Raw genomic sequence first — 15,650 nt, 5'->3', positions numbered from 1 at the left:
AACGGAGGTTTGAAATTGTCTAACCAAGCAACGATAAGGATCGACTGCAGCCAGCCAAGCGAGCATACGGTCAACCCGTACCTGTTCGGACATTTCGTGGAGGATATCCGCGATCATATGGAAGCCATGCTGGCGTATCCGCTGAAGGATATGGATTTCGAAAGTGAGCCGGGGAGTACGGCAGGGGTGCCGGGAAGCTGGTATGCCTATACGAATGGACGGAATACCGGATATGCACTTGAAGCGTCTGCCCCGAAGCATTCGGGCCGCGCCCAGCGCATCCGGCTGCTGAGTGATGATGAGGCCTATGCCGGCATCGCCCAGAGGACCGCACTCAAAGAAGGGCGGTATACGGTCAAGCTGGTGCTGAGAGCTTCCGTTGAACTGGACTACATTATTATAGAAGCGATAGACCGGATTACCCAGGCCCGGCTGGGGCTTGAGCGTGTCGGACTGGCGGGCCATAATTGGCAGCAGTATGAAGCTAGGCTGTCTGTCAGCCGGGACAGTGCAGATGCAGAGTTTCGTGTATATGTGCCGGCCGAACACCCCAGATGGAGGGATCATGTATCTACAGGCATGTTATGGATTGATCACATTTCTCTGCTCCCGGAAGACCACATCGGCACCGTAAAACGTGAGGTGGTCGAAATGACGAAAGACCTGAACGCCGGGATGATGCGGCTGGCGGGCAACTATATCAGCGCCTATCATTTCGAGCACGGCGTCGGTCCGGTGCTGGAGCGTCCGGTCATGTTCAATGAGGCATGGGGAGGATGGACCAGCAAATACTTCGGCACGGATGAATTCATCCGGTTCTGCCGGGAGCTCGGTGTGGAACCGCTCATCTGTGTGAATGACGGCTCCGGCTCGCCGGAGGAGGCAGCGAGGTGGGTGGAATACTGCAATGGCGGGATCGAAACTCCCATGGGAGCGAAGCGGGCCGCGAACGGGTATGCGGAGCCCTATAATGTGAAGTATTGGGAGATCGGCAACGAGGTGTGGGGACCATGGCAGGTCGGAACAACCACGGCGGAGCCGTTCGCCAAGCGGACCGTGTCCTTCATTCAAGCCATGAAACAGGCAGATCCTTCCCTTGTTATTCTGGCCTGTGGACATACCGATCAGGAATGGAACCGGGCCGTACTGGATATCGCAGGTGAGCAGATCGATTATTTGACCCTGCATCTCTATCATGGCTACTACCGTTTTGCAATGGACCATAATACTCCGGAAGAAGAACGCTATAAAGCCATAGCTTCATTCCCGGAATGGACTCGTTACAATATAGAACAGACGGCGGGACAGATCCGGTCCAATCCGAAGCATGCGCATGTGAAGCTGGCAATTACCGAATACAATACGATGTATTATCCCAACACGGTACGCAAAGGGCTGCCGGACGAGCATACGCTGGGCGCTGCGGTGGCCAATGCTGCCAATTTGAACGAGATGCTCCGTGCCAGTGAGATGGTACATATCGGCAGCTTCTCCGATCTTGTGAACGGATGGCTCGGCGGATGTATCCGGGTGGGGGATTATTATGCCGATCAATACTGCGGCAAGCTGCCGGGCTGGAGCGGGCACCCGTTAACCGTCTATGGCACGCCAACCTATGAAGTCATGAAGCTCTATGCGGGCCGTGATATTTCCCGCCTGCTACCCGTGGATACGGAGTGCGGCACTTTCTCCGTAAGGTCCGGCAAACCGGCGCCGATCAATCTGGACGCCCTGCCGGATCTGGATATCGCAGCCTTCACGAACGGTTCCGGCGATACCGTCACCGTGTTTGCCGTTAACCGGAGCCTGCAGGAAGTGAAGGCTTCCTTCACACTGCACGGATTTGAGGCTGACGGTACTGTAGTTGTATATGAAATATCGGGAGATTCGGAACGGGAGATCAATTCTGTCTTTGCGCCAAGCCGTATCTCCTGCAAGGTTAACGGGGTTTCCGCTGAAAGATGGGCGGAGGGCTGTCTGCTGCGTCCGGCATCAGTCTATGCACTGGAATTCAGAACCGGGTCTGACACACGGGACGGGGGAGTACAATGACAACCAAGGCTTATATCAAGGATTATCCCAGACCGCAGTTCGTCCGCAGGGAGTGGCAGACGCTTAACGGTGAATGGGGCTTCCGGTTCGACGACCAGAATACCGGAGAGAGCGGGAGATGGCAGGAACAGCTGAACGCAACCCATACCATTACCGTTCCCTATACTTACGAGACGCAGGCAAGCGGAGTCGGCCTTCAGGAATTTCATCCCCGGGTATGGTACAACAAATCCGTGTCCATTCCGGAGGCTGCTGCCGGGAAACGGGTGATCCTTCACTTTCAGGCAGTGGATTATCACGCCAAAGTATGGGTGAACGGCATACTGGCAGGCAGTCATCAGGGAGGATATGCTGCTTTTTCCTTCGACATTACCCCCTACCTTGTATCCGGGAAGGATAATAACATTACGTTAAAGGCAGAAGACAGTAATGACTGTACCCAGCCCCGTGGGAAGCAGCGCTGGACGAAGGATAATTTTGAATGCTTTTATGTGCAGAGCACCGGAATCTGGCAGACTGTCTGGCTGGAATATGTGGAAGAGCAGAGGCTGGATTCTTTGAAAATCACTCCGGATATCGACCGCTCCAGCGTCTCGTTCGATGTTCAGGTAAACGGTCTGGAGACGGCGGCAGGAAAGATCCTGCTGGAGGCTGCAGTTACTTTAAAGGGAGTCCCGGTTAAGACCACAAGCCAGATTATAGACCGGCCCCGCCAGACGATGGAAATCGATTTGCTGCATGAGGCAAGCGGTCCCTGGAAGCGGAGCTACTGGTCACCGGCACAGCCCAATCTGTATGATGTCGAGTTTATACTCTATGTGGACGGCAAAGTCGCGGACCGCGTGCATTCCTATTTCGGGATGCGGAAGGTATCAATCGGGAACGGCAAGGTGCTGCTTAATAATGCGCCAATCTATCAAAGGCTTATTCTGGATCAAGGATACTGGACAGAGAGCCACCTGACACCGCCGAGCGAGGAAGCGATAGTTGCAGATATTGATTATATTCTGGCGATGGGCTACAACAGCGTACGCAAGCATATGAAAATTGAAGATGCCCGCTTCCTGTACTGGTGCGATGTAAAGGGCCTGCTGGTATGGTCGGAGATGGCGGCAACGTTCGAATTTCATGACACTGCGGTTGAGGAATTCACTAAGGAATGGCTGGAGATCGTCCAGCAGCAGTATAATCATCCCAGCATTATTACCTGGGTGCCGTTCAATGAGTCCTGGGGCGTCCCGAACATTCTGCACGACCAGAGGCAGCAGAAATTCACAGAAGGCATTTATCACTTAACCAAGGCAATTGACCCCTACCGCCCGGTGATTACGAATGACGGCTGGGAGCATACCGTGTCGGATATTCTGACCCTGCATGACTACGTTGAAATGGGTGACGGCTTCCTAAACAGGTATGCTGACAATAAAGAAGCTATTGTCAATAAAGACATCACCTGCAATCAATGGAAATATGCATTCGCAGAGGGATATGTGTACCAAGGCCAGCCCATCATTATATCGGAATTCGGCGGGATTGCCTTCCAGTCCGATAAGGGCTGGGGATACGGGCATCAGGTTGCATTGGAGGAAGAATTCCTGAACCGCTTCGCAAGCCTGACTCAAGCGATCAAAAGTGTGGATTATATCTGCGGGTACTGCTATACCCAGCTCACCGATGTGCAGCAGGAAATCAACGGTCTGCTGACAGAGGCACGCGAGCCGAAAATTCCGCTGGATAAGATTAAAGAGATCAACCTGAAGTAATCGAATGGACAAGGACTGACCCGGAGCCAGGAATGGCCGGGCCGGTCCTTTTTGCTGTCCGGCAAAAGACAAATAGGCATCTGGGAAGAGATATCTGCAAATGGTCCGCCTCCAGGGGAGCCAAAGGTCAGGTCAGATAATGACAACAGCAGAGTCTGTAATGAATAACCGGGCGCCGCAAAGCCTGTAGCAGCAAGGCTTCACACAGTGGTACTAAGATGACTATAGACGGCAATTCACAGGCTCCTCTATATTGATGGCAGAGCAAGCAGCTGCTGCCTGAACCTGCTTAATTACTCCGATAAGCTCAAGCAGCAGGTCGTCATTATCGCTGTCTTGAAGAGTCATAAGTGAGGAGATATGCCGCTTAGGGATAGCCACAATGTGGACAGGATAAAAGGGCCTGGTGTGGTGGTAGGCTAGCACATTGTCCGTTTCGAGTACTTTTTGCACAACTGTTTTACCGCTGAATACTTCATCACAGTAGAAATCTTCAGTCATATGTATCCTCCTTGGCAATGAGTGTCCTCTTGTATTTTACTGGAAATCTCTTAGAATTATATGTGTGAAATCATAGCACTTGCTGAGAGCCGGTTCATTACTATTTTGCCAAAAGGAGATTGTTCATGAAGCTGCTGCTGGAGGATTACGAGGTTATACGGAGATGGATCTACCGCAATGCCCGCCCGCTGGACCTGGCGAGATGGAAGTTTCACTTTGAAAAGGGCGGAATACCGCCTGTGCTGGAAGCATTATCAGCCTATCAGAATGAAGACGGAGGCTTCGGACATGCCCTGGAAGCGGATGCCTGGAATCCGGATTCCACACCGGTCATGGCGGCAACGGCTGTGGAGAGACTGCTGGAGCTTGAATTTGAAGATGCAGGCCATCCGGTGGTGCAGGGTATTCTGAAATATCTGGACAGCGGTGCGGACATGGATGACCGGACCTGGAGGAATGTGGTAGCCTCTAACAATGATTACCCGCATGCACCATGGTGGCATACAAGTTCAGACAGTACCGCACGCAGTATCTATAATCCGACAGCCATATTGGCCGGATTCATCCTGAAGTATGCTGACAGGGACAGTGCACTGTATGAACGGGGTATGGGCATCGCCCGTGAATTGACTGATTTATTCCTGCAAGATCCCGCACTTGAGATGCATCCGCTGAGATGTGTTGCCACGCTGCTGGAATGTATCGCCTGGGCGGAGCTGCAGGAGCATTTCCCCTACGTTTCCTTGAAGGAAGCGGTCAAGATGCAGAGCACTCAGCTCATCAGCCGCGATGAGGGGCAATGGAACGGGTACAGCTGCAGACCGTCCTTTTTCCTGAAGTCGCCGCAAAGTCCGGGTTATGCAGAGCTTGCTGGGCTGATGCACCAGGAGCTGGATCATCTGCTGGAGACCAGAAATCCCGAAGGGGTCTGGAACCTGACTTGGACCTGGGCCGGTTATGAGCGGGAGTTTGCTATCAGCGAGAACTGGTGGAAGGCACATATTGTTATAGAGAATATGCTGCTGCTGCGGGAGTTTGGACGGATAGCTGAGCTTTAGGGACCAAAAGAGCAGCCAATCCTGACGAAACTTCCGGAGGCTTTTTCCGCTTAAACAGCGGAGAGGACGGACTGATTGTGAAAAAGCGGAGCGTTCGCCTTTGTGCCCGGATTTTCACCGCTAAGGAGAATAAATAAAATCTGGGCACAACAGCGATTGTAACAACGGTCCGTTCGTGGAGTGTCCACCTATGTGCTCACGTTGATCCTACTTAAAAACAGAGGGCTGTCCCGAGCATCCGTTTTTATGGATTTTGGGACAGCCTCTTAGGTATGTGCAGCATTCCCAATGAATCAGGAGCTGCTGCCGGCCGTGCGGAACTCCTGCTGATAAATGGTCTGGACGTTCTTCAGAATAGTGCTGCTGTGCTCTGTGAATTTAAGCGGGGTCACCTGATTCTTGATCAGGAACACACCGGGCTTGCGGCTGTGCTCGCCGAGTGCAGCCTGATATAACAAGCCTGCTCCATGAGTGGGTTCCGGGAAGAACATACGGATAACCGGTCTCAGCCAAAAAGGAATTCCGGATTTCTTGCCCCCGCGGATCGTGTTGTTGCCGCCTGGATCGGCACTGCGGATTAGGATGCCTTCCGCCGCAAGCGCCGGGGCAATCTCAGTGGTCCACAAGGACAGGGCAAGCTTGGTATCCGCATAAGGCCCGGTCAGTTTTTGGAACTTGGCAGGATGCTCCAAGGCGGCCGGGTCGAATTTGCGCTTCATCATAAAAGCGTTGGAAGAGGTATTAATCACTGTGCGCAGTGTGCCTTTCAGGATCAGCGGCTTCAGCTCCATCGTGAGGATATACGGGACAACCGTCTGCAGCTCATAGTGCAGCTCACGTCCCTGCTTGGAGAAGCTTAACTCCGGGAAGCTGCCGCCGGCATTATTGAACAGCAGATCAATCTGCGTTTCATGGCTTGTAATATCCTGCAAGGCACGCTTCAACTGGGCGAAATCGGAGAGGTCTGCCTTGTACGTCCGCAGCTGTCTGCTGCTGAGCGCCTCACGGATAAGGGAATCGTCCTCTGGAAAAGCTGAACGGATGAGCGCGATAATCTCCCAGCCTTCGCCCAGCATTCGGCGGGTCAAGGCGAGTCCGATTCCATTATTCGCGCCGGTGATCAGCGCAGTGCGTTGTGCTTGTTGTATAGTCATAATAAGGGCTCCTTTGGAAATGTAATGGTGAATGGTGCCCATTGTATAACTTGGAGCCGACTCCAAGTCAAGGCCGGAAATTAACGATTGACTTGGAGCTGACTCCAAGTTATACAATAGAATGAACTGAAGACCATTCAATTCAAATGAGGTGTGCCTATGAGTCTGGCAGATGCTAATATCATTCATGGATATTCGATCAAAGAAACAGCGGAGCGGACCGGAATCCCGGAAGATACCATCCGGTACTATGAGAAGATCGGACTGCTGCCCCGGGCGCAGCGCAAGGGAAACAGCCACCGCATCTACAGCGATCAGGATTTGGAGATGATGAAGCTGATCAGTTGCCTCAAGAAGACGGGGATGTCGCTGGACGACATGCGGCCATATCTCAACCTGTCTCTTGATTCAGACCTGTCCGAATATCCGGAGTTGCATGAGATGATCCTGAATCATAAACAGAAGATCCTGGAGCAGATCGCTTCGCTGCAGCAGATTGTGGATTTTATTGACACCAAGATTGAGCATGGCAATCTTGGACCGCAGAAATGTGAGCTGACCGGCGATACCCGCAAAATGCCTGAACGCCGTAAACGCTGACCCTATTACCGCACAGCCTCATTCCAAATCACTTTGGAGTGGGGCTTTTTGCTAATATTACGCCGGCATGCAGCTGTTTCACATGATACCTTATCTCATTTCTCGCTGAAGCACTGGAGGAGCAGCATGGGCAAAAGTTTGACTGCACCGGCGGCAGGAATTAGTTGGATTTTCAACACTTGCTCATAAACGGAAGAGCCCTTTCCCGGACAACAGTTGGAAAACCGGCACTTAAAATGCGGAAAATCGTTCAGCGTGGAGGGAATGCATGAGATTAAATGACGTTTATCCACTTACTTGCCTCAGATGCTCCAAAAGATCGAAATTCTACTATTAACATAGGGATTAGCGAAGTTTGGTCATTGCCGGATCCCAGATTCTTCCTTAGAATGAAAAGAATTAGAACAGGAGGAATTCATCATGTCACAGATCATCTATTCACCGTCAAAATATATTCAGGGCAGCGGGGAGATTACGAGGCTGGGGGTGTATTGCCTCCAGATGGGGGCGAAAGGAGCCTATGCCATTGTAGATCCCTATATTCTCTCCTTGTACGGACAAGAGATCAGCCAGGGCTTCGCGTCGGAGCAGATCCCGCTGCTGCTGCGTGAATTCAAGGGCGAGTGCAGTCTTGCACAGGTGGACCAGATTGTGGCGGAGCTGGATAGCGCCGGTGTGGATGTCATCGTCGGTATTGGCGGAGGCAAGACACTGGATACGGCAAAAGCGGTCAGCCATTTCGCCGGGCTCCCGGTGATGCTTGTGCCGACCATAGCGTCAACGGATGCGCCATGCAGCGCCCTATCGGTTCTCTACAGCGAATCGGGCGAATTCGACCGGTATCTGCCGCTGCGCCGCAGTCCGGATATCGTTGTCGCAGATGTGGCGATTATCGCCAAAGCCCCTGTAAGATTGCTTGCAGCGGGCATGGGGGATGCCTTGTCGACGTATTACGAAGCAAGAGCCTGCAGCAGATACGGAGCAGTTACCAGCACCGGAGGTACAGGCACTCTGGCGGCCCTGGCTTTGGCCCGTACATGTCTGGATACTCTGCTCACCGACGGTGCGCAGGCGCTGCAGGATGCCGCTGACGGACGCGTCACAGCCGCAGTTGAACATATTGTCGAAGCCAATATATATCTCAGCGGCATCGGCTTTGAGAGCGGCGGACTGGCAGCGGCCCATGCCATTCATAATGGGCTGACGCTGCTTGAGGAATGCCGGACCGTGCTTCACGGGGAGAAAGTGGCGTTCACCACACTGGTGCAGTTGGTCCTTGAAGAAGCGGCTGAAGCTGAGATCAGCGGTGCGCTGGACTTCTGCCGGCGGGCAGGTCTGCCTGTAACGCTGGCGCAGCTAGGGCTGGTCGGTGTTGATCACGGCCGGCTGCTGATTGCAGCTGAAGCCAGCTGCAGTGAGGGCAGTCCAATGGCCAACATGCCGTTTGCCGTGACACCGCAGCAGGTGCTGGAGGCGATTCTTGAAGCTGACCGCCGCGGGGCAAAGGTTTCTTAAAATATAAATTTATATGATTTGGGGTCCCCGCAAAGAAGCTGGGTCATCATCGAAGCCAATGCCCCGCTTTATGGGATTAATTTAAGGCTTGTTAATTATTGCGTATGTTCAGCGTACATATTTATCCTCCGTGAGCCAAACAATGAGAACAATTGTTGAATCACGAAGGAGGTGTACCAGTTTGGAGAAAAGCAATCATAGAGTAAAGCACATCATTCTCTATCCATTGGCCGCCGTAGTTGTTCTGGTGACCATGCTGATTCCTTCAGCGCCTCAAGCGGTATCTGCCGCACCGCTAGCTGTTGGGCACTCTGCCCGTAACCTTGAAGCTGCAGTTTCCACGCTCCGTCTGGTAACCGATACGAATGCAGGCAGCAGTGGAAACAGCGGTTCAGTTGACCGTCAAGTGGAGAATAAGAAGTTGCCCAGCCGTGTGGCCATCATTGTCGATGATTTCGGCAACAACATGCGGGGCACGGAGGAGATGTTCAAGCTCCCGGTCAAGATTACCGTTGCAGTGATGCCATTCCTGCCCTCGAGCGAGCAGGATGCACGCCGTGCGCACGAGCTTGGCTTCGATGTCCTGGTTCATCTGCCGATGGAGCCGCGCCAGGGCAAGCCGGAATGGCTTGGACCAGGTGCGGTGCTCACCAGGATGAGTGATGCAGAAGTCCGCCAGCGGGTGGAGGCAGCGCTTGAGAATGTTCCTTATGCGATTGGCATTAACAACCATATGGGCTCCAAGGTGACCGGTGACGAGCGGGTGATGGGGATTGTGCTCGCGGTCTGCAAGGAGCGCGGCCTTTTCTTCGTAGACAGCCATACCAATTATCGCTCAGTTGCCGGTAAAATGGCCCGGGAGCTGGGACTCCCGCCAGTGGAGAACCACATTTTCCTGGACGACGTGCATTCTGCCGGCCATGTGGTTAAGCAGATGAAGCTGGTCCAGGAGCGGGCCATGAGCCAGAGATACTGTGTGACTATTGGCCACGTCGGCATTCAAGGCAAAGAAACCGCAGCGGGCATCCGCAGCGGCATTGCCGGAATGAAGGGCAGCGTTGAGTTTATTGGAATCTCCGAGCTTGTCCGGGAAGAGTGGAAATGGAATTCGCAGGTCACACTTCCATAAGGTACGCCGCAATTCCGTCGGCAACCGCCTCGGCAATCTCTTCCTGACCTTTCGGGGTGCACAGCTTCTCGCGGTCCGCCGGACTGCTTACAAATCCCGCCTCGACGATAACCGTTGTGGCGGTTATTTTGTTGAGCAGGTAGAAGGGTTTGCCTTGTCTGGGATCATTCTTCATCCCGTACAGCCCGTTCAGCTGATCCTGAATCAATCTGGCCAGCAGGAAGCTGCGTCCTTCCTGGCGGTACAAGACAAGCGGACCATGCTTGGAGGGTGACTTTGCCCAATTGATATGAATGCTGACCACGACATTCGCCGGCAGCGTTTCGGCCAGTTCCTTGCGCTGGGCCAGATCACGCAGGTGCCGGGATTTACTGCGCAGCCAGAGATTCTCATCGCTCGGCGCATAATCGCCGGTCCGGTTCAGTATGGCATCGAAGCCGTCACTGCGCAGCAGGAGAAACAGCCGGCGTGAGATCGCCAGGGTAATATCCTTCTCCAGGATGGTGCCGTGTGAAGTTCCGCCGTCAATCCCTCCGTGTCCGGCATCAATCAGAATGATCCGCTGGTCATGACCGAGCATATGCTGGCGGTCTGACGGGTTGTCGGTTAAGTGGTCTACCCCCGGTGTGGCGGCCTGGAGAGTCCCGGCATTTCCCGCTGTAAGCAGAAGCAGCACTCCCGCTGAAGCCAGTATCCTCCGCAGTCTTGGCCCCGGACGGAAATGACTCCCGGAATGGCTTGCCTGTCCTGCAGTATGTTCTTGTGAATGTTCCGAAATTCTCAAGTGAATAACCTCCCTGCCGGAATCATCATTGTATCTTAGGTGTGGAATCTCTGTTAGATTGTGCCTTATCAGCCAAACCTATACGAAGCTCAGCGGTTCCGGTTTAGAGAGCAGGGATTTGGAGCACACTAAAGCCATGGAGAAAAGGGCAGGGCAGCAGGCGGCGATCCGCCAGCTACCTGCATGGGAGGGATAGTAATGGCAACCAGCGGAGATGATCTGGTGAAATACATTACGGAGAAAGTAGTCATATATATGGAGGACCCGCGCGCCGTACATGCAAGGCGGAAGGCAGAGAAGCAGCCCTGGGCCGAGAAATGGTTCGGCACGCTGCCGCTCGCATGGTCTGTCTGGCGCAGCAAATGGAGCCGCAAGGATCCGGAGTAGCCAGCCTAGCAGCGCCGCAGCTCACCCGAATTCCGAAACAGCCTTCCCTTAAAGCCGCTTGACACGGCAGAAGGGAAGGCTGTTTGTCTTGCGTAGTAAGCTTAACTGTCATCAATACTATCAGTAATCAATTTTAACGGGACTGAAATTGTTTAGGCGTGACGCCGGTATATTTCTTGAATACTTTAGTGAAGTAGCTCTGGTCATGAAAGCGCAAGCGGGAAGAAATATCGGAGATCGGTGAATCTGTAAACAATAACAGCTGCTTGGCTTCACCGATCTGCTGCCGCTGGACATATTCAGTCAGACTGACGCCAACCTCTTTGCGAAACTGGCGTGACAAATGAGCAGGACTGATCTTTGCGGCTTTAGCCAGAACGGACAGCGAAAGATCATCATAGAGATGGTCGAAGATATAATGCTGGCAGGCAGAGACGGGCCGGGACACCCGTTGCTCCATATTGCTGCCTACACCGTCAGCAAAGTCGCCAAGTGCTTGAAGCAAGGCCTGTTCTACCCTTCCAAGATCAGTCAACTCCTCAATATGCTGAATGTGTGTATCGCTTAAGGTATATGCCTCTTCAGGAAACATTCCTCCCTCAATAGCTGTACGGGTGGCTAACGTGATTACGGATACCGCCAAGTTCTTTTGATGCCGCAGCGGGCTGCGTTTCGACAGCAGGCCGATTTTCTGGGTGGGCTTAGCGAGAAAAGCCTGAATCAGCTCCCGCTTATCCCCTGATTTAATATGCTTGAATATATTATGCTCGGCGTCTGGTGTATGGTGGTATACACCGGATTCCCGGTTGTCAGCCAGATGGAGAAAAGCTTGTGCGGCAGGCTGCCGCTTGGGCAGTAGAGATGCAGGCATTTCAATCAGATTATCGCTATCAAGCTTCTGGCCGGTCAGCCATTCATGTAGCAGCATTGCGGTATGGAGCAGTCTACGCTTAATCACTACAGGCAACTGCCGGTAATATCCGAACCAGACCGGGCGCTGGCCCGGAATGAGCTGCAGTTCATGAAGAAGACCCGTCAGCAGCTCCTCCGGCCATTTTGCCACTACAGTCGGTCCAATGATGATCCAGCCTCCAGGCTCTTCACTGTTATGAAGTGTGGTCACGATATAATTCTCCAATCCCTGAGTGGAATACACGGTGGTATCTGACTTTCCGGGCGGAGCATTAAGCCAATCGGTTGCCTGTTCCTGCAGACTGGAATATAGCGGATTGTGCATGATGTCTCCGGGAAAGCTGCAGCGGATCTGTTTGTTGGCATCCATATAGAAAATAGGCAGCATGGTAACCTCATGAAAGAGTGAACAGATGCGTTCCTGAACGGGATGCCCGCCTGTGCTTGTCATAAGAATGTCACTCCTCCGAGATAATAAATTACTATAAACGAAAAAATTATACCATAACAGTAGCTTGGACGGTATTAGAATAAAGTCAAGACATGAAAGCGATATCAGGCAGTACACAAGTAAATTATTGAAAGCAGGTATGTTAATGTTGTATCCAATCATGACCGAAACGCGCAGTTTGATTGATCTGAACGGAGTATGGAATTTTAAACTGGACCACGGAAGAGGATTAACAGAGCAGTGGCATAAGAATAGGCTGGAAGATACAATTCCCATGGCGGTTCCTTCTTCTTATAATGACATCGGTGTAACCGCTTTAATCAGAGATCATGTGGGCTGGGTATGGTACGAAAGAGAGTTTACACTACCTGCTAAGCTGATGGAGGAGCGCTTGGTGTTGCGGTTAGGCTCAGCGACACATTTGGCTAAGGTATATGTCAACGGTGAGTTTGCTGTAGAGCATAAAGGCGGATTCCTTCCGTTCGAAGCGGAGCTTAATGAGTACATTCAAGCTGGAAGAAACCGCTTAACTGTGGCCGTGAATAATGTTGTTGATTATACCACCCTTCCGGTCGGACTATATACCGAAACTGAGCTTCCGGGGGGCGGGATCAAGTCGGGCAACCGGGCTAATTTTGACTTTTTTAATTATGCGGGTATTCAGCGTCCTGTGAAAATTTATACTACACCACAAACGTTCATCGAGGATGTCACGATTGTTACGGATATCGCGGGTCAATCAGGGATTGTGGACTATGAAGTGGAAGCACACGGCTCGGCAGCAGTCCGTGTCATTGTACTGGATGAGGCCGGGCAGCAGGCGGCTGTGGCTGAAGGCTTGAAGGGTACAGTCAATATCCCCGCTGTGCGGCTGTGGGAACCGTTAAACGCCTATCTGTATACAATGCGAATTGAGCTGCTTGAGGGCGGGATTATAAGCGATGTGTACGAACAGCCTTTCGGTGTAAGAACAGTGGAGGTGAAGGACGGGCAGTTCCTGATTAACGGCAAACCATTCTATTTCAAAGGTTATGGTAAGCATGAGGATACGCCGTTCCATGGACGAGGTTTTAATGAGGCGGCAACGATCCTGGACTTTAATCTGATGAAATGGTCGGGGGCCAATTCGTTCCGTACGGCACATTATCCTTATGCCGAAGAAACGATGCGGCTCGCAGATCGCGAAGGGTTCGTTGTTATTGATGAGACGCCTGCTGTAGGGCTGGACTTGAATTTCCTGGTCATGCTGTCTGGAGGTGACAAGAAGAATACCTGGGAGGAGGTACAGACCTTTGATCATCATCAGGAGGTCATCCGCGATCTGGTGAAGCGTGATAAGAATCACCCTTGTGTTGTGATGTGGAATGTGGCGAATGAGCCTGCTACTTATGAAGACGGTGCCTATGAATACTTTAAACCGCTGATTGAGCTTATGAAAGGAGCCGATCCGCAGAAGCGTCCCGTTACGCTGGTAACTCATGTGGAATCTTCTCCGCAGGCGGACCGGATTGCAGACTTGATCGACGTTCTGGCCTTTAATCGTTATTATGGCTGGTATATTGACGGCGGCGATCTTGAATCCGCAAAGGTGAAGCTGCGCGAGGAGTTTATGGGCTGGGCTGAACGCTGCCCGGGTAAACCAGTTATGATGACCGAATATGGAGCGGATACCGTGGCTGGACTTCACGATGTGGAGCCTATTATGTTTACGGAAGAATATCAGGTGGAGTTCTACAGAACCAATCATGAAGTCTTCGATGAATTTGACAATTTCATTGGTGAACAGGTCTGGAACTTTGCGGATTTTGCCACCAGTCAGGGGATTATCCGGGTTCAGGGTAATAAAAAGGGAGTCTTCACCAGAGAGCGTAAGCCGAAGGCGGCTGCTCATGAGCTGCGCAGAAGATGGACAGGCATTCCTGATTTTAATTATAAAAACCGCAAATAAAACGTAACTACCGGTTGAAGGAACACCAAACCAATATTTTATGGGGGATAAACATGAACTTAGAGACAGGCACGCAGCAGCCACGAATTCAGGCAGAGCAAAGAAAGTTTGGCTTAAGAGATAAAATCGGCTATCTGATGGGGGATTTAGGCAATGACTTCTTCTTTATGCTGGTAGGATCTTATTTGATGGTGTACTACACAGATATCTTCGGCATTAGTCCTGTGGCGGTAGGGCTGCTGTTCATGATCGCCCGATTGTGGGATGCGCTTGCGGACGTAACTTGGGGCAGGTTCATTGATACACGAAAACACGGGAAGCATGGCAAATTCCGGCCGTGGATATTCAGAATGTCCTTTCCGTTGGTGCTCAGCGGGGTGCTGATGTTCGTGCATATCCCAGGGATGTCGCATGGCTTTTATCTGGCGTATGCTTATGTAACTTACATCTTATGGGGTACATTGTACAGCACTGTTAATATTCCTTATGGCTCAATGGCCTCTGTAATTACCAGCAATCCGATCGAGCGCACAACCTTATCCACATTCCGCACGTTAGGTGCGACGGTTGCCCAGCTATTTATCAATGCGGTCGCACCGCTTATTGTATTTGTTGATAATAAAGTTGATGCTAGCCGTATTCTTATGGCTTCTATTTTCTTCGGGGTTTTAGCTTTGTCCTCCTATATGGGATGCTACCGGTTGACTACAGAACGAATTACAGCTAATAGTACGGGTAACAACGAACGAAAGTCACTTGTAATTACAATGAAAGGTTTGATCCGCAACAGACCCATGATGTCTATTTTGGCAGCATCCCTGGTATTCATGGTCTTCCTGATTTTGGTTTCTACTGCGAATGTATACATATTTAAGGATTATTTCGGCAGCACTACAGCATTAAGTCTGGTAGGTGTTATACAGGTTGTAACCGTACTTATTGCCATTCCGCTTGTAAAGCCTTTAGTTGCAAAATTCGGAAAAAAAGAAATTGTTGCTGCGGGTCTGATTCTGACCATCGCAACCTTTACTGCGCTGTACTTCATTCCCGGCCTTACGGCTAACCAATATGTTTTTATCTCCGCGTTGGGTCTGTTCGGATACGCTTTCTTCAACCTGGTAATCTGGGCGTTTATCACCGACATCATTGATTATCATGAATCCTCAACAGGACTACGGGAAGATGCGACCATTTACTCCGTTTACTCTTTCTCACGCAAGGTTGGACAAGCAGTAGCCGGGGGCGTTGGAGGATTTGCCATAGGTCTGGTAGGATACAATTCCAGTCTGGATGTCCAGGAACCGAAAACACTGGATGGGATCTATATGTTGGGCACCATAGTGCCTGCTGCCATTCTGATAGTGGTCTTCCTGCTGGTCGCATTCGCCTATCCCTT

At 51.7% G+C, this 15,650-nt stretch carries 13 protein-coding genes; 9 read left to right on the top strand and 4 right to left on the bottom strand.

Going from position 1 to position 15,650, the window contains the following annotated elements; genetic code table 11:
- Positions 1–15 precede the first annotated feature (15 nt).
- Both QW71_RS31605 and QW71_RS31600 read left to right on the top strand, forming a co-directional pair.
- Positions 16–2,052 (top strand): alpha-L-arabinofuranosidase C-terminal domain-containing protein, encoded by a 2,037-nt coding sequence (locus QW71_RS31605; RefSeq protein WP_039308994.1) that lies wholly within the window; start codon positions 16–18, stop codon positions 2,050–2,052.
- On the top strand, positions 2,049–3,815 hold the full coding sequence (locus tag QW71_RS31600; RefSeq protein WP_039308992.1) for a glycoside hydrolase family 2 protein: 1,767 nt from the start codon (positions 2,049–2,051) through the stop codon (positions 3,813–3,815). The genes QW71_RS31605 and QW71_RS31600 overlap by 4 nt, the downstream gene beginning before the upstream one ends.
- A 222-nt stretch (positions 3,816–4,037) precedes the next feature.
- On the opposite strand, the gene QW71_RS31595 is transcribed toward QW71_RS31600, so the two are convergent.
- Positions 4,038–4,316, bottom strand: a complete 279-nt coding sequence (locus QW71_RS31595; protein ID WP_047014083.1) for an HIT family protein — start codon at positions 4,314–4,316, stop codon at positions 4,038–4,040.
- A gap of 125 nt (positions 4,317–4,441) precedes the next feature.
- Here QW71_RS31595 and QW71_RS31590 point away from each other — a divergent pair, with 125 nt between their 5' ends.
- Positions 4,442–5,374 carry a hypothetical protein gene (locus QW71_RS31590; RefSeq protein WP_052770483.1) on the top strand — a complete coding sequence of 311 codons (933 nt, stop codon included), beginning with the start codon at positions 4,442–4,444 and terminating at the stop codon, positions 5,372–5,374.
- A gap of 293 nt (positions 5,375–5,667) precedes the next feature.
- Here the strand turns inward: QW71_RS31590 and QW71_RS31585 are convergent, their stop codons facing one another.
- Positions 5,668–6,528 (bottom strand): SDR family NAD(P)-dependent oxidoreductase, encoded by an 861-nt coding sequence (locus QW71_RS31585; protein ID WP_039308991.1) that lies wholly within the window; start codon positions 6,526–6,528, stop codon positions 5,668–5,670.
- Between the two features lie 159 nt (positions 6,529–6,687).
- On the opposite strand from QW71_RS31585, the gene QW71_RS31580 reads away from it, so the two are divergent.
- From QW71_RS31580 to QW71_RS31570, 3 genes are all read left to right on the top strand, one after another.
- Positions 6,688–7,128 carry a MerR family transcriptional regulator gene (locus QW71_RS31580; protein WP_039308989.1) on the top strand — a complete coding sequence of 147 codons (441 nt, stop codon included), beginning with the start codon at positions 6,688–6,690 and terminating at the stop codon, positions 7,126–7,128.
- 420 nt (positions 7,129–7,548) lie between these two features.
- Positions 7,549–8,643 (top strand): glycerol dehydrogenase, encoded by a 1,095-nt coding sequence (locus tag QW71_RS31575; RefSeq protein ID WP_039308988.1) that lies wholly within the window; start codon positions 7,549–7,551, stop codon positions 8,641–8,643.
- Positions 8,644–8,824: 181 nt separating this feature from the next.
- Entirely contained in the window at positions 8,825–9,772 is a 948-nt protein-coding gene (locus QW71_RS31570) for a divergent polysaccharide deacetylase family protein (RefSeq protein ID WP_039308985.1), read from the top strand.
- Here QW71_RS31570 and QW71_RS31565 read toward each other — a convergent pair.
- Entirely contained in the window at positions 9,759–10,556 is a 798-nt protein-coding gene (locus QW71_RS31565) for an N-acetylmuramoyl-L-alanine amidase (RefSeq protein WP_052770479.1), read from the bottom strand. The two genes, QW71_RS31570 and QW71_RS31565, sit on opposite strands and share 14 nt — an antisense overlap.
- A gap of 198 nt (positions 10,557–10,754) precedes the next feature.
- Here QW71_RS31565 and QW71_RS31560 point away from each other — a divergent pair, with 198 nt between their 5' ends.
- Positions 10,755–10,943 carry a YqzE family protein gene (locus QW71_RS31560; protein WP_039308983.1) on the top strand — a complete coding sequence of 63 codons (189 nt, stop codon included), beginning with the start codon at positions 10,755–10,757 and terminating at the stop codon, positions 10,941–10,943.
- Between the two features lie 133 nt (positions 10,944–11,076).
- On the opposite strand, the gene QW71_RS31555 is transcribed toward QW71_RS31560, so the two are convergent.
- The gene (locus QW71_RS31555; protein ID WP_047014081.1) at positions 11,077–12,306 is read right to left on the bottom strand and encodes a helix-turn-helix domain-containing protein; all 1,230 of its coding nucleotides are present in this window, start codon (positions 12,304–12,306) and stop codon (positions 11,077–11,079) included.
- A 145-nt stretch (positions 12,307–12,451) separates the two neighbouring features.
- Here QW71_RS31555 and uidA point away from each other — a divergent pair, with 145 nt between their 5' ends.
- Both uidA and QW71_RS31545 read left to right on the top strand, forming a co-directional pair.
- Complete coding sequence (gene uidA / locus QW71_RS31550) at positions 12,452–14,254, top strand: beta-glucuronidase (protein ID WP_039308981.1); 1,803 nt, start codon at positions 12,452–12,454, stop codon at positions 14,252–14,254.
- Positions 14,255–14,307: 53 nt separating this feature from the next.
- The coding region (locus QW71_RS31545) for an MFS transporter (RefSeq protein ID WP_039308978.1) at positions 14,308–15,650 on the top strand (1,343 nt) is incomplete at its 3' end.

The sequence above is a fragment of the Paenibacillus sp. IHB B 3415 genome, from assembly GCF_000802655.2.
GTDB lineage: Bacteria > Bacillota > Bacilli > Paenibacillales > Paenibacillaceae > Paenibacillus_AQ > Paenibacillus_AQ phytohabitans.
Note: the sequence above shows the minus strand (reverse complement) of the source record. Positions and strands in the feature narration are given on the sequence as shown.